Consider the following 18,539-nt stretch of genomic DNA (forward strand, 5'->3'; position numbering starts at 1 on the left):
ACACATCTTACGAAGCGCGTAGAAAAGTCCTACGCTGTTTATGTAAAAGTCCGAAACACTAACGCGCTGGTCATGTCGCCATCCGCTGTGCAACATGGCGCGCGTGCAATCACAAAACGGGAATACCCTTATGCAACGTTTTCTAAGCATCGCGATGGCGCTGTGCATTGGGCTCACCATGAGCCTGGATGTGAACGCCGCGCGCTTTGGTGGCGGCAAGAGCATGGGCTCGGCGCCTACGCATCAGACACGTCAGGCCGCGCCTTCCACACCTGCGGCAGCGCCTAACGCTGCGGGTCGTCCTGCCGCTGCGGCAAGCGGTGCTTCGCGCTGGCTGGGCCCATTGGCCGGTATCGCTGCCGGTGGCCTGCTGGCATCGATGTTCATGGGTGACGGCTTCAACGGCCTGCAACTGTTCGACATTCTGATCATGGGCCTCATCGCCTTCCTGATCTTCCGCTTCATTGCGCGTCGTCGTCAGCAGCAACAGCCGAAAATGGCTGCTGCCGGTGCGCCGCCGTACCAGCGCGAAACCAGCCAGCCCGCACAGAACCCGATCTTCGGCAGTTCGTCGCCTGCCTCTGCTGCGCCAGTGATCAACGCACCGGCCTGGTTCAATGAACAGCGCTTTCTGGACGCTGCCCGCGGCCACTTCCAGTCGCTGCAGGAGCACTGGGACGCCAACGAGATGGACAAGATCGCCGAGTTCGTCACCCCGCAAATGCTGCAATTCCTGAAAAAGGAACGTGCAGATCTGGGCGACGGCTTCCAGTCGACCTTCATCGAAAACCTTCAGGTTCAGCTGGACGGTGTGGATGATTGTGCCGACAAGACCATTGCCACCCTGACCTTCTCGGGCGTGTCCAAGACGTCGCGTTTCGATCAGGGCGAAGTGTTCAGCGAAAGCTGGAACATGGAACGCCCGCAAGGCGATAACCAGCCTTGGCTGGTGGCAGGAATTCGCCAGAACGGTTGAACCAGAACCCGTTCTCGCGTTCAGAACCCCGGACATGTCCGGGGTTTTTGTTTATCCGTTCGGATAGTTATTTTGAGAAAGGCTTTACGCTACTGTATAACCCGCGCCATCAAGTGAGAGGATCTGTGTCGTGGAAGAAGTCATTGAACAACTGCGTGAAGCAAATGAACCGGTTCCGGTTCCGCTTGAGCTGCCTGACGAAGACCAACTGGTCGAGATCGAGGAACAGCTGTTCATCAACATTCCGTTTGTCTTCAAGGAATTTCTCCTGACAGTCAGCGATGTGGTGTATGGCAGCCTTGAACCCGTCACAGTGACCGACCCGCAGTCGCACACCTACCTGCCAGACGTGGCCGCCACGGCCTGGGACCTGGGCGTACCACGCGAGCTGATCCCGATCTGTCAGGACGGTGACGACTACTACTGCGTCGAGGAAGACGGCACTGTATTGCTGTGGTCCGCCGAAGAAGAACTGGTCACCGAAGACAGCTGGGAGTCGGTCTGGCACTGGGCCCGGGATGTCTGGCTGGAAAGCTGAGACACCCCGCCGCGCGCGTTTGAAGGATCTCCGGGCGCTAATGCCCGGGGGATTCCGGATGATTCCCCAGCGTCTCAAGCAACGCAATCTGCATCCGTGTATGCACACGGATCAGCCAGCGCCACAGCAATGCAGCGACCAGCGCAGCAACCAGAGCGACCACCAGCAGCAGTTCGTTGGCGGGCAGAATGCTTGCCGACAGCGCCGCCAGCATCACGAAAATCACCACCAGCGACAACAACGGAATCACCTCGGCCACGACCTTGCGCACGCGCACGGTATGCCGGCCCGCCATCTCGGGTTTCACGCCCATCTCGGCCAGCAGCATCGACAGCGCCTTGAGCTTGCGGTACGCGGCAATCAGAAACGGCAGTGACAGCAGCAGTGCGGCGCCGCATATCCAGGCTTTCTGATGGCTGACATCGCCCACCCATTCGCTCATGTAGCCGCCCAGACGCTCGGCGAAGTAACCACCACTGAAAAAGATCGCCATCACCAGCGCCAGGTTGACGCCGACCTGCAAGAGAATCCGCCTGATCATCCCGGCCAGCACTGCACTCTGGCCTTGCGGCTGAATGCTGCGCAGCCACTCGCCGTACATGCCGAACACCCGCGCAACGCGCCGGGGCATGATCGCCGCCAGCTTCAGCGACAACGGGTCTGCGCCACGAATCAGGTAGGGTGTCAGCAGGGTGGTGATGGCGGATACGGCGACTGCCACCGGGTACAGAAAGTCGCTGGTGACCTGCAGGGTCATGCCCAGCGCCGCGATGATGAAGGAGAACTCGCCAATCTGCGACAGTCCCATGCCCACGCGCAGCGAGGTACGGCCATCGTTGCCAGCGATAAAAGCGCCCAGCCCGCAGGACAGCATCTTGCCCAGCACCACGGCAACGGTAATGACGGCGATCGGCCAAGCGTATTGCAGCAGGATGCCCGGATCGATCAGCAAACCGATGGCGACGAAAAAGATCGCGCTGAACATGTCGCGAACCGGCTCGATCAGGCGCTCGATCTTCAGTAACTCACGCGACTCGGCCATGATCGCGCCGATCAGGAAGGCGCCCAGTACCATGCTGTATTCCAGCTTGACCACCAGCAGGCAAAAGCCGAAACACAGGCCCAGCACGGTGATCAGCAACATCTCGTTGCTTTCGAATCTGGCGACATAGGACAGCAGTCGAGGCACCACAAGGATCCCGATCACCAGCGCCACAATCATGAACAGCGACAGCTTGCCGACGGTGGAGAACACTTCGCCGGAACTGACCGAGCCGCTGACAGCGATGCCGGACAACAGCGCGATGATGCCGATACCGAGAATGTCTTCCACGATCAACACACCGAAGATCAACTGGGCAAAGCGCTGGTTCTTCATCTTCAGGTCGTTGAGCGCCTTGACGATGATGGTGGTGGAAGAAATCGCCAGAATCGCGCCGAGAAACAGCGAGTCCATGGTTTTCCAGCCAAAGAACTGCCCGATCTCGTAACCGATCCAGATCATCAGGGCAATTTCCAGGAAGGCCGCGATGAACGCCGTGGCGCCGACCTTGAACAGCTTGCGCAGGCTGAACTCCAGCCCCAGGCAGAACATCAGGAAGATCACCCCCAGTTCGGCCAGAATTTTGATGGTCTCTTCGTCGTGGATCAGACTGAATGGCGGGGTGTGCGGACCGATGATGAACCCGGCAACGATATAGCCAAGTACGACCGGCTGCCGGAGTCGATGGAACAGGATGGTCACCACACCGGCCACCAGCATGATCACTGCCAGGTCCTGAATGAAATTGATGGCATGCATGATGGCGAAGCTCCTTGTGATGATGACGTTGCAAGCCGATATCGCCGTGCCCTACAGGGCGACAGCTATCCTTTTCGTCACTAAAATCAGATAAAGACGCAGGAAAAGACCCGATCCACAGGTTTTTGCAGGTTAACACCGCCCCCTTCGACATAAAGGCGGTGCAATATATGGAAACAGATAGTTATGACGCGTGACGGCCGCCTGCTGGCCAGCGTCCCGATAACTGTCGCAAGCCCCTTGAGCGCCAGCATAGGCGCCCCTTGAACACCTTGACCGTGTGAGTACGCTATGGAACCCGGAAACGCCCAGCTGTCGATGACTGTATTGATGACCCCGGACATGGCCAACTTCTCTGGCAACGTACACGGCGGCACGCTGCTCAAGTACCTGGACGAAGTGGCCTACGCATGTGCCAGCCGCTACGCCGGACGCTACGTGGTGACGCTGTCGGTAGACCAGGTGATTTTCCGTGAGCCGGTGCACGTCGGTGAACTGGTGACCTTTCTCGCCTCGGTCAATTACACCGGCAACACGTCCATGGAGGTGGGCATCAAGGTGGTCACCGAAAATATCCGCGAGCGCTCGGTACGCCATTCCAACAGCTGCTTCTTCACCATGGTTGCCGTGGACGACAATCGCAAGCCCGCCAGCGTCCCGCCCCTGGAGCCCGAATCGGCCGATGCCAAGCGGCGTTTCATCCAGGCGCAGCAACGCCGCCAGATTCGTCAGGAACTGGAAAAGCGCTATCAGGACATCAAGGAAGAAGCGTTGTAAGAGGCAGACTCGGGCACGGATGCCCGAGTCGTCGATGGCAGCCGGGTTTACAGACGCACGGCGTCGAACCTGACCCGCGGATGCGCAATACGATCCTGAGCGCGCACCAGTTCCAGTTCATAGCTGCCACAGGCCTGGGTTTCCAGCAGCACTTCGTGGACGGCGGCCGCAGCGAACTCGAACGCGGCAACCAGATCGTCGCCCAGCAGCACACGCGACAGAAACAAACCGGAGGTCAGATCACCCACGCCGACCGGCTGACGCGGAAACGCCAGTAACGGGCGGCGCAGGTGCCAGCTCGCCTCGGCGGTGACCAGCAGCATTTCGAAGCCATCGGCGGCCTTGCCGGGGTAATCGAGGTGTTTCACCACAATCGCCTTGGGACCACGCGCCAGCAAGGCACGCGCCATCGCCAGGCAGTCGTGCAGTGATTCGGGCTTACGACCCGAGAAGCTGTCCAGCTCCAGTTGATTGGGGCACATGAAGTCCGCCATGGCCGCCGCTTCCTGCAGCAGGAAATCACTGACTTCGGGCGCAACGATGCAGCCTTTTTCAGGATGGCCCATCACCGGGTCGCACAGGTACAGCGCTTTCGGATTGGCCGCCTTGATACGTGCCACGCCCGTGAGGATCGCCCTGCCCTGCGCCGCACTGCCCAGATACCCCGACAGCACCGCATCGCAGTTGCCCAGCTCGCCGATGGCGGCAATGCCGTCGATCAGCGCAGGAATCTGCTGCGGAGCCAGCACTTCGCCGGTCCACTGCTTGTATTGCGTGTGGTTGGAGAACTGGACCGTGTTGAGCGGCCAGACGTTGACCCCGATACGCTGCATCGGGAACACCGCTGCGCTGTTGCCGGCGTGGCCGAATACCACATGGGACTGGATAGCGAGCAAATGAGGCGTACGTTTCATGGGGGGCGGAATCCTGAACACGATGCAAATGCAATAATGAGAAATATAAGTCGCGCAGTATGGCTGTAAATCACTCAGGACAGTTAAGCTGACGACTCCTACGCTGGAGCACTCCGTCATGCTGACCCTGGGAAACATCTTCGTGCTGATGCTGTTCGCGAGCGCCGCGGCCTGGTGGTGGCACGCCCATGGTCTGCGCGAAAAGGCCCTGGCACGCGTCAAGCAGCACTGCGCACGCCTCGAACTGCAACTGCTGGACGACGCGGTTGCCCTGCGCCGCCTGACCTTCGCCCGCGACGCTCAAGGCCGCAAACGCCTGGCCCGGGTGTATGGCTTCGAGTTCACGGTGACCGGCGAGCAACGTCACCCTGGCACCATCACCCTGTTCGGCGCGCACACTGCGCAAATCGAACTGGCACCCTACCCGTTTGAAATCAAAACACCACCGCCCAGCGCTGAAGTTATTCAGATGAGCGAATGGCGTCAATCGCATCAGAAATGGAAGCAGTAGCCGCGCACGACGCTCGTCGCCGCGATTCAGCGCTCATGTCCATGCCTGAACCCGACTGACTATCGTGCCAATGCTCCGCGTTGGCATGCCGTTCCGGACGCCCCGCGTCCTGCCCTCAGCAAGCCGCTAGCCCCCGTCACACCAGACACTCCGCCATCTGCGCCTGCAACTTATCCACATCCTGAGCAGTGGAAAAGATCAATTCCAGGCGTGAGTCCTGACGCCATTCACTGATTTGCCAGGCCAGCGGAGCACCATCAACGACGTTGCCGGAATACCAGCCGCACTCGCTGTGGATAACCATCTTCGCCCGTCGCCAATCAAGGCTTTCCAGCCAGCGCAGGATGCGCTGCAGATCGAAGCGCTGCGAGGGATGCCAGCGCCAACCGATGCTCCAGCCTTCAGCACTGACCTGACTCAGACAGATCGGCACCTTCGGGTCGGTCCATAGCGCCGGCAAGTGGCCGACGCCATCGGGAAGCATCAGCTTATCCACAGACTGTTTATCCACAGCAGTACCGCTGGTAAACCCCGGCACACAGCTCAGGGGCAGCTCGCCGTGTCGGGTCCAGATCAAGGCGTGCGGCAGCAACTGTTCGGTCAATGCCTGACGAGAGATATCATCCAGTTGCTCGGACTTGTTCATGACCACCAGCCCGGCATGCGCCAGGGCTTCCTGCTGAGTACTCGGCAACGGTTGTCCGGCGAGCATTGCCTGCGCGTCCAGCACCACCACGCCGGGCTGGACATCCAGGACGCCGCGCCACGGCGCTTCGCGCAATTGCGTCATCAGCTGCGCGGGATGGCCCAGCCCCGAAGGCTCGATCAACAGACGGTCCGGTCGCGCCTTGCGCAACAAACGCCCCAGGCCGATCTGAAAGGGCACGCCATTGACGCAACACAGGCAGCCGCCAGCCACTTCGCCAAGTGCGATACCATCGGCATCCGTAGTCAGCAGCGCGGCGTCCAGGCCGATCTGCCCGAACTCGTTGATCAGTATGGCCCAGCGCTCATGGGCAGGTTTCTGCGCCAGCAGGCGCTTGATCAGGCTGGTCTTGCCGGCGCCCAGCGGGCCACCGATGACATGCGTCGGTATGTTTTGCAGCATGAGATCACTTTTGGCGAATGCGTGGTTCATTGAAGAGCAAGGAAGGATAACGATGCAAGTAATGCGGCTGTCTGCCCGCCTGGCGTTGATGCTGCTGACAGTGTCTTGCGGCTCAGCGTGGGCCGAAGCGTGCCTGGTCCACAGCCAGGCCGAAAGGCTCGACGTGAAGGTCTGCCAGGAAAATATCAACATCCCGGCAAACCTGTTTCACGACAGCTTCTGCCAGCCGCAACTGGCCGGGCAGAAGACTGAGACCGTCTATTCGCAACAGTGCCCGACAGGTGCGTTCGGCGTCTGCCGCAATGCGCAGGTTGCCAATATGCCGTATCGCGAGCACATCCACTATTACGGCGTCGCCGGTGATGCGCTGTACCTCAAGCCCTTCTGCGAAGGCCAGAGCAAGGGGCAGTGGCTAACGCCTGACTGAACCTCAGGCCAGCCAGTCCAGCGTCAGAATCAACCTGCGCTCGTTGCGCAGCAGTTGCGGCGAGCGGTGGATCAGACCAAAACCTTCATTGCCGTGCCAGCGCTCGCCCTTGAGCAGCGCCACTTCACCGCTGTTGATCTGCTGGATATGGGCAGCATCCGTCGGCTCGGCGTCCAGACGCCCCAGTTGTTTGCGGTCCATCACCCCTTCATGCAGCCATTGACTGCCAACCCCGCCGTAAGTGGTGATGAGACGCACCGGCACGTGGTCGACATGGAAGCGCGAGCACATGGCCTTGTCGAGCACCCGCAGGCGCAGGCCAACGCATTCGGCACCCAGCAGACAGGCATAGGCGCTGACCAGCCAGGAAACGTCGGCAATGAACCCCTGATAGCCCAGCAGGTCGGAATAGCCCGATGCCAGCGCGCTCAGGTCAGGCTCGACCTCGCCGCCCTGCACTTCCAGGGTCATGGACTCGGCAAGAGGCTCACCCATCGACAGCAGCAAGGCACCGAAATCTTCTATATGCGCAGGCAACTGACGCTGCCAGAGCGCCAGGTTGACGCCATCCTGCAGAATCTCGCTCAACACATCGGGCGTAGCGCCCTGTACCTGCCGGACTGCGGTTTCAGGTTTAAAACGATAGGCCAGCATCAGGCAGCCACCTCTGCGTGCCATTCGCCAAACGGATCGGCCAGCGCACGCCAACGCTCGACACCCGCCTCCATCTCCGCATCAGTGAGCAGGCAGTTGTCCAGCTCAGCGGTCAGCCGCGCAAAATCAATGTTCTGGCCGATGAACACCAGTTCCTGCCGACAGTCGCCAGTCTCAGTCGACCAGTTCTCCAGAATGGAACTGACGCTTTCCTTGTCCTCGGGCCAGCTGTCGCGGTTCACGAAACGCCACCAACGCCCGGCAAAGCCATGGCGCATCAAACCGCCTGCCTGCGACCAGCTGCCCGCATCCTTGTATTTGCTGGCCAGCCAGAAGAAGCCTTTGGAGCGCAGCAGCTTGCCGTTGCTCCAGGGACGATTGATGAAATCGAAAAAGCGCTCCGGATGGAACGGCCGGCGAGCACGATAGGCGGTTGATGCAATGCCGTACTCTTCGCTTTCCGGCATGTGTTCGCCGCGCATTTCCTTGAGCCAGCCCGGTGCCTGGGAAGCACGCTGGAAGTCAAAGCGCCCGGTGTTGAGAATCGTCGCCAACGGCACCTGACCCATCACCATCGGCACAATCTCGGCCTCCGGGTTGAGGCGCTTGAGGATCGCCATCAGCTCTTCACGCTCAATGGAACTGATCAGGTCGATCTTGCTAAGCAGGATGACGTCGGCAAACTCGATCTGCTCGATCAGCAGGTCGGTAATCGAGCGATCATCGTCTTCACCCATGGTTTCACCGCGTGTGGACAAGCCGTCTGCGGCCTCGTAATCGAGCAGGAAGTTCACGCCATCGACCACGGTGACCATGGTGTCCAGGCGCGCCAGGTCCATCAGGCTTTTGCCGGCCTCGTCGCGGAAAGTGAAGGTTTCAGCCACGGGCAACGGCTCGGAGATTCCCGTGGATTCGATCAATAAGTAATCAAAACGACCGTCCTGTGCCAGGCGGCTGACCTCTTCGAGCAGATCCTCGCGCAAGGTGCAGCAGATGCAGCCATTGCTCATCTCGATCAGCTTTTCTTCGGCGCGGTTGAGGCTGACATCACGCTGAACTTCGCTGCCGTCGATGTTGATCTCGCTCATGTCGTTGACGATCACCGCAACCCGCAGGTTTTCACGGTTGCGCAGCACGTAATTGAGTAAAGTGCTTTTTCCGGCCCCGAGAAAACCGGACAGAACGGTAACGGGTAGAAGATTTGCCATCAGGATTCTCCAGGCAGCTGCAAGGCTTGAACCTTGTTCATGTCGGCTGCGACGAATCCCTCTGGCAGCCCACTCCAATCACATCAGGATGTTATAGTATAACAAGCCGAAATAGCTATGGCCTTGGTGAAGGGATCTTCATGAGACGGGTTTCGACAGGTTTGATGGCGATGCTGATCAGCACGCATTTGATGGCTGCACCACCAAGACCCTCCGCCGACCTCGCTACCTGTACCCGCAGCGCGACGCTGCTGGCGTGCAACGATGCGCAGGGCAATAGCTACAGCGTGGCAGCCGCCGGATCAACGACGTGGTTAAAGGGCTACGAGGTACTCGACAAGCGCCGTTGGGCGCAGACCAACAGTCGCTATGGCCAGTTGACGTTTTTTACCGGGCTGGCTTCTGATGGCGAAGCCTGGGTAGGCACTGTGCAGCGTGTGGGCTGGACGACAATCACCCGGGTATCCAGCTCAAGCGGCACGCGCAGCAAGATCACCTGCAGCCGCTTGAATGGCTGCCGCTGAGCCGATCAGACCGGCTGTTCCTGCTTCTGCGCCTGCAGCCAGGCCATGTGCGAGTCGACTGGCGGGTTACGCTGGAAATAGCGCTGCAGGCCATCGAACAGACCATCGGCAACGGCCTGTTGATGACGCGCCGTGACCAGGCGCTGGCTGTCGCGGCTGTTGGAGATGAAGCCGGTCTCGACCAGAATCGACGGCACATCCGGTGATTTGAGAACGGCGAAACCGGCCTGTTCAACGCGCTTCTGATGCAGCGTGGTGATGCCTTCCAGACTGCCCAGGACGGTGTGACCCAGTTGCAGGCTGGCCGCAATGGTGGCGTTCATCGACATGTCGAGAATCACCCCGGCGAGCATCGGGTCCTTGTCCTTCAGATTCAGCAGCGACGTGGCACCCAGCAGGTCCGCACCGTTTTCCCGCTGAGCCATGAAACGCGCGGTTGCCGACGTTGCTCCGCCTTCGGAAAGGGCAAACACCGACGCACCCGATGCCGTCAGCCGAGGCGCAGCATCGGCATGCACGGAGATGAACATGTCAGCGTTGGACTTGTGCGCGAACTCGACGCGCTTGCGCAGCGGTACGAAAAAGTCATCGTTGCGCACCAGACGTACGTCGAAGCCCTTCTCGCGCTTCAAGCGTCTGGCCAGCAACTGAGCAATGGACAGCACCACATCTTTTTCACGCTCACCCCGCGAACCAACAGCGCCAGGATCCTTACCGCCATGACCGGCATCGACTACCACCATGATGTCGCGTCCGGTGTGCGCCTTGCTGGTCGGGATCGGCACAGGCACTGGCGGCGGCAGCTCAGCCATCTGCACAGGCGCATGAGCCGTGGAACTCATGTCCAGCACCAGCCGATGCCCCTGCCCGCCTTCCGGACCAAGCAGGAAACTGTTGAGCTGTACCGGTGCGGTGAGGTCCAGCACGATGCGCGTGTCGTCACCCTGGCCGTAGTGCCCGGAGCGAATCGATTTTATGACGGTACGGTCCAGCGCCAATTGGCTGAAGTCGCCGGTCAGCCGCGAACCGCTGACGTCGATGATCAGGCGGTCGGGAGCTGTCAGAGTGAAGGTCTTGTATTGCACCGGGCCGCTCAGGTCGAGGACCAGTCGCAGCTTGTCGTTGGTACGCCAAAGACGGGCGTTACGAATCTGCGTGGCGTAGGCACCCAACGGCAACGTCAGGGCCGCACTGGCCAGCAGCATGTTGAGCAACACTTGGCGTCGGTGCATGGAACGTCTCAAAGAGCAAATTGAGCATCCCGGCTCACGAAGGGTTCATCCACATCATTAGTAACAATATAACATGCAGTTACGAGCGAAAGATGAGGCCCTTCATGAAGATTAAGTCATCTGAAACGCTGTCAGAGGCGACAAAAATTCATCACCTCTGCGCGGCGTGTTCCACGTGGAACATAACTCTCTGAATTTGATCAGGTACGCGGGGCAACGTTGCCACATTGCGGCCCCAGCCACACCGCGCGGGTGTCCATGCTGCCGTTCTGTTGCTGACCGGTGGCGTTGAATGTGCCGACGACGTTGGTGGTGAACTCGCGATCACTCAGGAACTGCGCCTGCCCGGTGCCCTTGGCTTTCGGGCAGCTGAACTGGAAGTTCCAGGTCTTGCCGTTGCGCGCCGTGATCTTTTGCGTGCATCCGGATGCCGGGTCAGTCAGGGGAATGTCGTCCGACTGCACCTGAGCCTGAGTCAGGCAGGCCCTCACACCTTTGCCGCCCAGGGTGACGCCCTGCTTCTTCATCATCTGTTCCATCATCGCACGCTGCTCGGGCGGCAGATTCTGCAACTGCCCCAGCATCAACTGCATGTCCGGCAGCTGCTGTCCGTCCACTTTCATATTGCTGGACGTCAGCTCCCACAAACCCGGTTGCAGCATCTGCGCCTGAGCCAAAGGAGCCGCCAGACAAAACATCCAAGCCAACATGCGTTTGTTCATTTCAAGATTCCTGATCGGGCATTACGGATGAAAACGAGACTGGAATAATCCAGCCAAAAGATAAACCTTAGACGGCACACATGTCGCCCAGTTGCACCCGGAATTAAATAGCGACATTCCTGTTCAGCTGTGGTCTGTTAGGCAGCAAAGGCGAGGAGCATTGTTCCACATGGATTATCACGACCCGTACTTTTTCGGTTACGTCCTGGGTTTCATTCATTTACTCGGTACAGGTGCCGCCATCCATGCATTGCTGACCGTGCGGACTTCCCAAGGAGCAATTGCCTGGGCGATGCCGCTGCTGTTCATTCCCTATTTCACCTTGCTGCCTTATCTGGTGTTCGGCCGAAGCTCATTCGATGCGTACATCAAGGCGCGTCGCCAGGCCAACCAGGAAATGCGGATCGCGATCGGCAGCCTCAACTGGCGGCCATGGATGGAAGAGGCCGTGGCTGCGCGTCGATCGGATGCCTATGCGGCGCTGCGGGCAATGCCCAAGCTGGGCAACATGCCGGCGCTGGCCAACAACAAGGTCAGGCTGCTGATCAACGGCGAAGAAACCTTCGGGGCGATTTTTCAGGCCATCCGTGAAGCGAAAAAGACCATCCTGATTCAGTTCTTCATCATCCATGACGACAAACTCGGCCGCGAGCTGCAGTCGCTGCTGCTGGAAAAAGCCGCCGAAGGTGTAGCGATCTTTGTGCTTTACGATCGTATCGGCAGCCACGCCTTGCCGGGCGTCTATATCGATAAACTGCGCGACGGTGGCGTGCAGATAAAAGCCTTCGCCACACGCGGCGGCTGGCTCAATCGCTTTCAGATCAACTTCCGTAATCACCGCAAAATCGTTGTCGTCGATGGCCTGAAAGGCTATATAGGCGGTCATAACGTGGGTGATGAATACATGGGGCTGAAGCCGCCGCTGGCCCCATGGCGCGACACTCATGTGCAAGTCATCGGCCCGGTGGTCGCCTGCTTGCAGGAGTCGTTCGCCGAGGACTGGTTCTGGGCCACCCGCGAACTGCCACCGCTCAGCCTGCCTGATGAATTTCCCGAAGACGGTGTGCTTTGCCAGTTGCTGACCAGTGGCCCGGCTGATGCGCAGGAAACCTGCTCGCTGTTCTTCGTTGAAGCCATCCATGCTGCCGAAGAGCGCGTGTGGATCACCAGCCCCTACTTCATACCTGACGAAGCCGTCAGCGCTGCGCTGACCCTGGCGGTATTGCGCGGCGTGGACGTGCGCCTGCTGCTGCCGTCGCGCCCCGATCATTACGTGGTGTACGCCGCTTCAAGTCTGTACGCCTTCGATGCTGTGCGTGCCGGCGTACGGGTGTTCCGCTACGAACCGGGCTTCCTGCATCAGAAGGTCGTCCTGGTCGACAACGAGATTACCGCCATCGGCAGCGCCAACCTCGACAACCGCTCGTTCCGCCTCAACTTCGAATTGATGCTGCTGACCGTCGACAGCGACTTTTCCAGCCAGGTGGAATCCATGCTCACCGCCGACTTCAACCTCGCCCGCGAAATCTCCGTACAGGAAAGCCACGAAACGCGGCGTCTGCATCAACTGGGTATGCGCGTGGCGCGGCTGATTTCACCGATTCTGTGAGACCTGTGCTCGCTACGCTGCTTGCCTTGAGGGGCTAAACGGGACGTCACCCATAAATATCCTCACGCGTCAGTGGCAGTCCGGTCTTGCCGTCGGCGAAGGGTTTTACGGCGAGTATCTGGTGCAGGTTGATCCAGCCTTTGGTGAATCCATAGGCGCAGCCTGCGAGGTACAGCCGCCAGATGCGCAGGGTCTGTTCGGGCACGATGCGCGCGGCTTCGTCGAGCCGGGATTCCAGTCGTGCGCTCCAGTGCTCCAGGGTTTTCGCGTAGTGCGGGCGCAGGCTTTCTACGTCGACCACTTCAAGCCCGGCTTCGCTGATCTGGGCGCTGATCATGGCCATGTGCGGCAGCTCGCCATTGGGGAAAACATAGCGATCGATGAACTCGCCGGCACCACGCCCGACAGGACGACCGTCGGTGTGCCGTGCGGTGATGCCGTGATTCATCACCAGGCCGCCCTCCTTCACTGCACCGAACAGGCGTTGCGCGTACAACGGCAGGTTGGCGTGCCCGACGTGCTCGAACATGCCGACACTGACCACCTTGTCGAAGCGCGCATCCCGCGGCAGGTCGCGGTAGTCGAGCAGTTGCAGGTCGACCTTGTCCTGCAGACCTTCGGCTTGCACGCGTTCGCGGGCCAGCGCCAATTGTTGCTGGCTCAGGGTGATGCCAAAGACCTTCGCGCCGTATTCACGAGCCGCAAAACGCGCCAGCCCGCCCCAGCCGCAGCCGACGTCCAACAGGTACTCACCGCGCTTGAGCCGCAACTTGCGGCACAGGTGGTGGAATTTATCCTGCTGCGCCTGCTCCAGCGATTCGTCGCCGGTTTTGAAATACGCGCAGGAGTAGACCATCTCCCTGTCGAGCCAGAGCTGGTAGAAGTCGTTGGAAACATCGTAGTGGTAGGCAATCGACGCCGCATCAGTGTCTTTGTCATGCTCGACCCGGACCGGATTGCCTGCGCTGTCGTCATCGTCCACCAGCGCGTGGGTCAGTTCATCGCAGACCCGGACCACTTCGCTGATTGAACCCTCCAGTTCCAGCCTACCCTCAACGAACGCGCTGCCAAGCAGGCCCAGACTGGGGTGGCTGAAGTCGGAGACCAGTTGCGGATCCTTGACGACTATCGTGACGCTGGGCGAAGGCCCGAGGTCCATCTGATGACCGTCCCAGAGCCGGAGCCGCAACGGCAGATGAAGATTCTGCAAGGTCGTTGGAAGTTGTGTAAGCATTTCAAAATCACCCCCTTATCCAGAGACTCAAAAAAGAGTAATCCAGCAAGGACCCTGCAAAAGGGCCCGAAAAGGCATTGGCGACGGCAAAACTGCTATGAATCAACTGCGGGGGAACAGCCCTGTGCCCTCTGATTCGAGCCGAGAGTCAGCCTGAATCTGGATCATGCAATGAAACATAGCGCTTAATCTGTAACAGATTTTGTCAAAGCTCAAGCCATTTGACGCACTGACCCTCAGCGCAAACGCGAGCCCTGATGCTGCACGCCCGCGTCCTCGAGCTTGAGCAATGGCTCCTGAAAGCGCAGCAAACGTCCGGCGTTGCCCAATACCAACAGGGTGCTTAGATTGTGCAGGATAGCTGCGACCATCGCGCCCGCAGCGCCAAGCAGACCAAAGGCGGCGAGTGCCACGATGGCCAGCGTCCAGCCCAGCCCGATGATGACGTTGACCTGCAGGGTCTGACGACACTGACGGCTGAGTCGCACGCAGGTGCCGAGGCGGCGCAGGTCGCTGCCGATCAGCACGATGTCGGCAGACGCCAGCGCGATATCCGCCCCGCCCGCGCCCATCGCCACGCCGACCACGCCCGCCTTCAGGGCCAGTGAATCGTTGACCCCGTCGCCCACAACCATCGGCCGGAAGCCATTGGCAATCTCGCCCATGACGCGGTTGAGCTTATCCTCGGGCAACGCCTGTGCCTGAACGTCGGCGATGCCGATATCGTGCGCCAGGCTGTCGGCCACGCTCTGCCGGTCACCGGTCAACAGCAACTGTCGGCCCAGGCCCAGCCCGCGCAATTCGAACAGTGCCGCCTGCGCTTCGGGTTTGACGCTGTCGGCGAGCAGCAGCCAGGCCAGAAAAACCCCATCCAGCGACAGCCCGGCCAGCGGGCCGTCATGTGCCGGGACGGCAGGCGTGACGATGCCCATCTGAGCGAACAACTCCGGGCGGCCCAGTGCTGCATCGCCCTGCCCGGTCGACGCCACTACACCCAGGCCCTGGCGCTCTCGGGTGTCGGTCAGCGGCAACAGTCGGGCATTGTCCACCAGCCCGGCCAAAGCCCGACTCACCGGGTGGCTGCTGGCCGACCCGAGGCTCGCAGCCAGCTCCAGCAATTGTGGATGCTGTGGACCGTCAGCCTGTACGGACTGCAGGCGCAGGCGGCCGTAGGTCAGGGTACCGGTCTTGTCCACAACCAGTGAGTTGAGGTCCGCCAGTTCTTCAAGAAACGCCGAACTGCGGATCAGAATGCCGTGCCGCGCCGCGACCGCAATACCTGCAATGGCGGTGGCCGGGGCCGAAAGCACCAGCGCGCAGGGACAGGCCGCGACCAGCACCGCCAGCATCGCCTGCGCATCCTGAGTGATGAACCAGGTCAGCGCCGCGATCAGCAAGACCAGCACCATGTAACTGCCTGCGTAACGCTCCAACAGACGCGTGATAGGCGGCTTGGAACGCTCCGCGCTCTGCATCAGCGCGATGACCTTGCCCAGCGTGGACTGATCGCCGATGCGGGTCACTTCGATGCGCAGCAGGCCGTCCAGGTTGATGGCGCCACCGAACACTTCGACCCCGATACTGGCTTCCAGAGGGACCGATTCGCCGGTGATCGACGACGTATCCAGACTGGCTTGCCCGGACAGTACCCGACCGTCCGCCGGAACCCGGTCGCCCGCCCGCACTTCCACCTGATCGCCGGCTTTGAGCGTCGCGTTGTCGACCTCGCGCACGCTGCCGTCGGCGCCCAGCAAACGCGCCTGGCTGCGGGTCAGGCGTCCCAGCGCTTCGATGGCCTCCTGCGAGCCGATCACGCTGCGCTCTTCCAGCACATGCCCGAAGATCATGATGATCGGCAGCAAGGCGGCGGTCATCAGGTCACCGGTGGCCCAGGCACCGAGCATCGCCAGCGCAATCAACTGATCGGTGATGCCGTGCAGGCTCGGATGCCGCAGGCTGTGCCAGCCGGCGCTGATCACCGGTATCGCCACCAACAGTGATGCAGCGCCCAACAGCAACTGGCTGACACCTTCCTGCTCCGGGGCGAAAAACCGCCAGACCAGTCCCAATCCCAGCAAGCCCAAGGCCAGCATCGCGAGGGTCAGTTGCCGGGCCGCACTGCGCTGCTCGGCGCTGCTCAGCAGACTGCCAGGCGCTTGCGGCTGTTCGGCGTCGTGGGTGTGAACGGCTTCGCCACTCATTGTGGTGCTCCCTGAATGATCAGGCGGGAATCGTCTTTGGGGTCGATCGTGGTCACCGAACCCGCCTGATGCAGAATGGCCGGTACGCGTTCACGGTAGAGGCGTTGCAGCAGACCGGGGTCGCTGCGGGTTTCGGCCGATTGCGTCAGGCTGACGACCGTTGCGGTGGCCGCCTGCGCCTTGGCCAGACGCTCGGACGCCTGTGCGTGCGCCACTTGCAGGGTTCGGTCGGCCTGTTGATTGGCGGTCTGGGTCAGCTTTTCGGCATCCGTGCGTGCATTGGCCACGGCCTGATCGGCCTGCTGACTGGCCGTCAGTACGGCATTGAACGCATTGACTGCGGAGGTCGGCAGGCTCGACTGCACATCCACCCGAGCGACCTCGACACCGATGCCCATGCCTGTCGCCTTGAGCTCGGCCAGACGCTGATTGATGCCGCGCACCAGGTCGCCACGCAGCCGCTCACGGCGCTCGGCGGCCTGGCTGTCAGCACCGATCAGCTCGGGACGGGCAACCAGAATGGTGTCCAGATCCCGCGCCGCGGTCAGCGCCACAGCGCTGCGATTGACCAGCCGGTCCAGCGCGGGCAATACATGCTCGCCCTGCAATACGAAGGCAGTGGGGTCAGTCACTTTGTAAAACACCGTGACGTCCAGTTGCACCACACCGGCATCGCCAGTCAGCAGAAAACCTGAGCCTGCCAGTGCATCGCTCATGGGTGCCGACAGGGTCGCGACTTCATCGGCCTTCAACGCGGCAGGCGAACGCAGCAGGGTTTCCACGCGCCGCTCTATCACCCGATCAGCCGAAGGCAGCAGCACCACCTGTTCGAATGGCTGCGGCCAGGCGACCAGCAATCCTGCGTTCTGAACCCGTTCGATCGCGCCGAAGTGCATGACCACCGCGCGATTCTGTGGATCGATCTGGCGTATGTTGGACGTCGCCCAGGCCAGCGCGGCGAGCAGTGTCACGCCATACAGCCCCAGAAACGCCAGACGACTCGCCTGCAACCAGGGGCTGTTCACTGGCGGGCGCTGCGCCACGGCTTCGTCGAGCGGCTGGCTCATGGCTGCGTTCCGCTCTTGCCATCCAGCGTCGGCGGGCCGTCCACCAGCACGCGAAACGGCGCAGCGTCGGTGCGCAGTATCAGACGCGTGCCCGGCGTCACGATGGTGCCCAGCGTGTCCAGCGAGCGCAGCAGGTTGTAGAGCTGCGGCGAGCCCGCATAGGCACGCCCATAGATCTGCGCGGCTTCGACCCGCGACTGTGCTTCGATATCAGCCGCCTTGACCGTGGCATCGGCTTCGACAATCCGTGCGTCGCGCTCGGCGGCCGAACGAATCTGCGCCGCCTCTCGCTTGCCCACGGCGGTGCGCTCGGTGGCGATGGTCTCGCGTTCGGCGCGCATGCGGTCCACCGTAGCGTTGAGCGTCACTGACGGCAGGGTCAGTCGTTCAACGCCAACCTGCAGGACACGCACCCCGTAAGTCGCCAGCAGTTGCTGATCGATCTGCTGGCGCAGCTGATTTTCGAAGGCGGTGATATTCACCTTGCTGGCGTCGGTATTCACCAGGCTGGAGAGGTCGAAACTGCTCGCCGTGGTTTCCAGCGCCGAGCCGACAAAGGTGCGGATCTGCCGCGCCGCTTCATCTGGCTGGTTCTGTACCGCGCGCATAAAACGCTGCACGTTGTCGGCATCGCCCTGCACCTGCCACGCCACATAGGCCTGCACGATGATGCGCAAGCCATCGCGGGTACCGACGTCCTGCAGACCGCTGGAGGTGGTACGCAGGCGCAGATCCACCGGGATGGTCGCCTCGAACGGTGCCGGCCAGCGCCAGTTGAGGCCAGGCTCCAGCAGGACGCGGGACGGGTTGCCGAAGCGCGTGACGACGGTCGCCTCGCCCGAACGCACCTGCACCAGGCTCGCTGCCGCAATCGCAAACGCGATCAGCAGCGCAGCCAGGCTTGCCCGTCGCCAGGGGAACGCGGCGGGGCCGCTCGCGCCATGATGGTGGTGGTGATGACCGTGGCCGCCATGGCCGTGACTGTCATGGCTATCGTGGTCGGCGTGATCGTGATGATGGAACAGACTCAAGGGAC

General features: G+C 61.0%; 18 protein-coding genes. 7 read left to right on the forward strand and 11 right to left on the reverse strand.

From position 1 onward, the window contains the following. Window positions 1-130: 130 nt before the first annotated feature. Entirely contained in the window at window positions 131-976 is an 846-nt protein-coding gene (locus AC54XV_RS26770; protein WP_058399165.1) for a Tim44 domain-containing protein, read from the forward strand. A gap of 130 nt (window positions 977-1,106) precedes the next feature. After that, window positions 1,107-1,514 carry an SMI1/KNR4 family protein gene (locus AC54XV_RS26775; RefSeq protein ID WP_003316056.1) on the forward strand — a complete coding sequence of 136 codons (408 nt, stop codon included), beginning with the start codon at window positions 1,107-1,109 and terminating at the stop codon, window positions 1,512-1,514. Between the two features lie 37 nt (window positions 1,515-1,551). On the opposite strand, the gene AC54XV_RS26780 is transcribed toward AC54XV_RS26775, so the two are convergent. After that, complete coding sequence (locus AC54XV_RS26780) at window positions 1,552-3,315, reverse strand: cation:proton antiporter (RefSeq protein WP_024660271.1); 1,764 nt, start codon at window positions 3,313-3,315, stop codon at window positions 1,552-1,554. A gap of 291 nt (window positions 3,316-3,606) precedes the next feature. Between AC54XV_RS26780 and AC54XV_RS26785 the strand changes: the two genes are divergently transcribed. Next, on the forward strand, window positions 3,607-4,092 hold the full coding sequence (locus AC54XV_RS26785) for an acyl-CoA thioesterase (protein WP_003316052.1): 486 nt from the start codon (window positions 3,607-3,609) through the stop codon (window positions 4,090-4,092). Window positions 4,093-4,139: 47 nt separating this feature from the next. Here AC54XV_RS26785 and pdxY read toward each other — a convergent pair whose 3' ends face one another. Further along, window positions 4,140-5,006: a pyridoxal kinase PdxY gene (gene pdxY, locus AC54XV_RS26790; RefSeq protein ID WP_024642075.1), complete on the reverse strand. Its 867-nt coding sequence runs from the start codon at window positions 5,004-5,006 to the stop codon at window positions 4,140-4,142. Window positions 5,007-5,124: 118 nt separating this feature from the next. On the opposite strand from pdxY, the gene AC54XV_RS26795 reads away from it, so the two are divergent. Then, a complete protein-coding gene (locus tag AC54XV_RS26795; RefSeq protein WP_003401310.1) occupies window positions 5,125-5,517 on the forward strand; it encodes a DUF3301 domain-containing protein in 393 nt (130 codons plus the stop codon). Between the two features lie 136 nt (window positions 5,518-5,653). Here the strand turns inward: AC54XV_RS26795 and AC54XV_RS26800 are convergent, their stop codons facing one another. Next, on the reverse strand, window positions 5,654-6,625 hold the full coding sequence (locus AC54XV_RS26800; protein ID WP_496717524.1) for a CobW family GTP-binding protein: 972 nt from the start codon (window positions 6,623-6,625) through the stop codon (window positions 5,654-5,656). A 52-nt stretch (window positions 6,626-6,677) separates the two neighbouring features. Here AC54XV_RS26800 and AC54XV_RS26805 point away from each other — a divergent pair, with 52 nt between their 5' ends. Next, window positions 6,678-7,052: a hypothetical protein gene (locus AC54XV_RS26805; RefSeq protein WP_011269409.1), complete on the forward strand. Its 375-nt coding sequence runs from the start codon at window positions 6,678-6,680 to the stop codon at window positions 7,050-7,052. Between the two features lie 3 nt (window positions 7,053-7,055). Here AC54XV_RS26805 and AC54XV_RS26810 read toward each other — a convergent pair whose 3' ends face one another. Together AC54XV_RS26810 and zigA are read right to left on the reverse strand one after the other, a co-directional pair. After that, complete coding sequence (locus AC54XV_RS26810) at window positions 7,056-7,706, reverse strand: DUF1826 domain-containing protein (protein ID WP_058399164.1); 651 nt, start codon at window positions 7,704-7,706, stop codon at window positions 7,056-7,058. Then, complete coding sequence (gene zigA / locus AC54XV_RS26815) at window positions 7,706-8,914, reverse strand: zinc metallochaperone GTPase ZigA (protein ID WP_058399163.1); 1,209 nt, start codon at window positions 8,912-8,914, stop codon at window positions 7,706-7,708. Before zigA ends, AC54XV_RS26810 begins: the two co-directional genes overlap by 1 nt. 140 nt (window positions 8,915-9,054) lie before the next feature. On the opposite strand from zigA, the gene AC54XV_RS26820 reads away from it, so the two are divergent. Then, window positions 9,055-9,438, forward strand: coding sequence for a hypothetical protein (locus AC54XV_RS26820; protein WP_024651559.1), 384 nt, complete (start codon window positions 9,055-9,057; stop codon window positions 9,436-9,438). Window positions 9,439-9,443: 5 nt separating this feature from the next. Here the strand turns inward: AC54XV_RS26820 and AC54XV_RS26825 are convergent, their stop codons facing one another. Both AC54XV_RS26825 and AC54XV_RS26830 read right to left on the reverse strand, forming a co-directional pair. Next, window positions 9,444-10,670, reverse strand: coding sequence for an N-acetylmuramoyl-L-alanine amidase (locus tag AC54XV_RS26825; protein WP_024638986.1), 1,227 nt, complete (start codon window positions 10,668-10,670; stop codon window positions 9,444-9,446). A 200-nt stretch (window positions 10,671-10,870) separates the two neighbouring features. Beyond that, complete coding sequence (locus tag AC54XV_RS26830) at window positions 10,871-11,392, reverse strand: DUF3617 domain-containing protein (RefSeq protein WP_003316040.1); 522 nt, start codon at window positions 11,390-11,392, stop codon at window positions 10,871-10,873. Window positions 11,393-11,561: 169 nt separating this feature from the next. Between AC54XV_RS26830 and cls the strand changes: the two genes are divergently transcribed. Continuing rightward, window positions 11,562-13,001 (forward strand): cardiolipin synthase, encoded by a 1,440-nt coding sequence (cls, locus tag AC54XV_RS26835; protein ID WP_024641007.1) that lies wholly within the window; start codon window positions 11,562-11,564, stop codon window positions 12,999-13,001. A gap of 46 nt (window positions 13,002-13,047) precedes the next feature. Here cls and cfaB read toward each other — a convergent pair whose 3' ends face one another. The 4 genes from cfaB to hflC all read right to left on the reverse strand — a co-directional run bounded on the left by cfaB (window position 13,048) and on the right by hflC (window position 18,534). Then, complete coding sequence (gene cfaB, locus AC54XV_RS26840; protein WP_024641006.1) at window positions 13,048-14,235, reverse strand: C17 cyclopropane fatty acid synthase CfaB; 1,188 nt, start codon at window positions 14,233-14,235, stop codon at window positions 13,048-13,050. 236 nt (window positions 14,236-14,471) lie between these two features. Continuing rightward, on the reverse strand, window positions 14,472-16,436 hold the full coding sequence (locus AC54XV_RS26845; RefSeq protein WP_032654732.1) for a heavy metal translocating P-type ATPase: 1,965 nt from the start codon (window positions 16,434-16,436) through the stop codon (window positions 14,472-14,474). Beyond that, a complete protein-coding gene (gene hflK, locus AC54XV_RS26850; RefSeq protein WP_003401338.1) occupies window positions 16,433-17,503 on the reverse strand; it encodes a protease modulator HflK in 1,071 nt (356 codons plus the stop codon). Before hflK ends, AC54XV_RS26845 begins: the two co-directional genes overlap by 4 nt. Beyond that, window positions 17,500-18,534 (reverse strand): protease modulator HflC, encoded by a 1,035-nt coding sequence (gene hflC, locus AC54XV_RS26855; RefSeq protein ID WP_003401340.1) that lies wholly within the window; start codon window positions 18,532-18,534, stop codon window positions 17,500-17,502. Before hflC ends, hflK begins: the two co-directional genes overlap by 4 nt. Between the last annotated feature and the right edge of the window lie 5 nt (window positions 18,535-18,539).

It is taken from the genome of Pseudomonas fragariae (ex Marin et al. 2024) (genome assembly GCF_059621105.1).

What these genes read in the sequence shown, in the direction of transcription:
- AC54XV_RS26830 (WP_003316040.1), bottom strand. Translation starts at nt 11,392, where the DNA reads ATGAACAAACGCATGTTGGCTTGGATGTTTTGTCTGGCGGCTCCTTTG.
- AC54XV_RS26805 (WP_011269409.1), top strand. Translation starts at nt 6,678, where the DNA reads ATGCAAGTAATGCGGCTGTCTGCCCGCCTGGCGTTGATGCTGCTGACA.
- cfaB (WP_024641006.1), bottom strand. Translation starts at nt 14,235, where the DNA reads ATGCTTACACAACTTCCAACGACCTTGCAGAATCTTCATCTGCCGTTG.
- hflK (WP_003401338.1), bottom strand. Translation starts at nt 17,503, where the DNA reads ATGAGCCAGCCGCTCGACGAAGCCGTGGCGCAGCGCCCGCCAGTGAAC.
- AC54XV_RS26825 (WP_024638986.1), bottom strand. Translation starts at nt 10,670, where the DNA reads ATGCACCGACGCCAAGTGTTGCTCAACATGCTGCTGGCCAGTGCGGCC.
- AC54XV_RS26795 (WP_003401310.1), top strand. Translation starts at nt 5,125, where the DNA reads ATGCTGACCCTGGGAAACATCTTCGTGCTGATGCTGTTCGCGAGCGCC.
- AC54XV_RS26780 (WP_024660271.1), bottom strand. Translation starts at nt 3,315, where the DNA reads ATGCATGCCATCAATTTCATTCAGGACCTGGCAGTGATCATGCTGGTG.
- zigA (WP_058399163.1), bottom strand. Translation starts at nt 8,914, where the DNA reads ATGGCAAATCTTCTACCCGTTACCGTTCTGTCCGGTTTTCTCGGGGCC.
- cls (WP_024641007.1), top strand. Translation starts at nt 11,562, where the DNA reads ATGGATTATCACGACCCGTACTTTTTCGGTTACGTCCTGGGTTTCATT.
- AC54XV_RS26785 (WP_003316052.1), top strand. Translation starts at nt 3,607, where the DNA reads ATGGAACCCGGAAACGCCCAGCTGTCGATGACTGTATTGATGACCCCG.
- AC54XV_RS26820 (WP_024651559.1), top strand. Translation starts at nt 9,055, where the DNA reads ATGAGACGGGTTTCGACAGGTTTGATGGCGATGCTGATCAGCACGCAT.
- AC54XV_RS26800 (WP_496717524.1), bottom strand. Translation starts at nt 6,625, where the DNA reads ATGCTGCAAAACATACCGACGCATGTCATCGGTGGCCCGCTGGGCGCC.
- pdxY (WP_024642075.1), bottom strand. Translation starts at nt 5,006, where the DNA reads ATGAAACGTACGCCTCATTTGCTCGCTATCCAGTCCCATGTGGTATTC.
- AC54XV_RS26810 (WP_058399164.1), bottom strand. Translation starts at nt 7,706, where the DNA reads ATGCTGGCCTATCGTTTTAAACCTGAAACCGCAGTCCGGCAGGTACAG.
- AC54XV_RS26845 (WP_032654732.1), bottom strand. Translation starts at nt 16,436, where the DNA reads ATGAGTGGCGAAGCCGTTCACACCCACGACGCCGAACAGCCGCAAGCG.
- AC54XV_RS26770 (WP_058399165.1), top strand. Translation starts at nt 131, where the DNA reads ATGCAACGTTTTCTAAGCATCGCGATGGCGCTGTGCATTGGGCTCACC.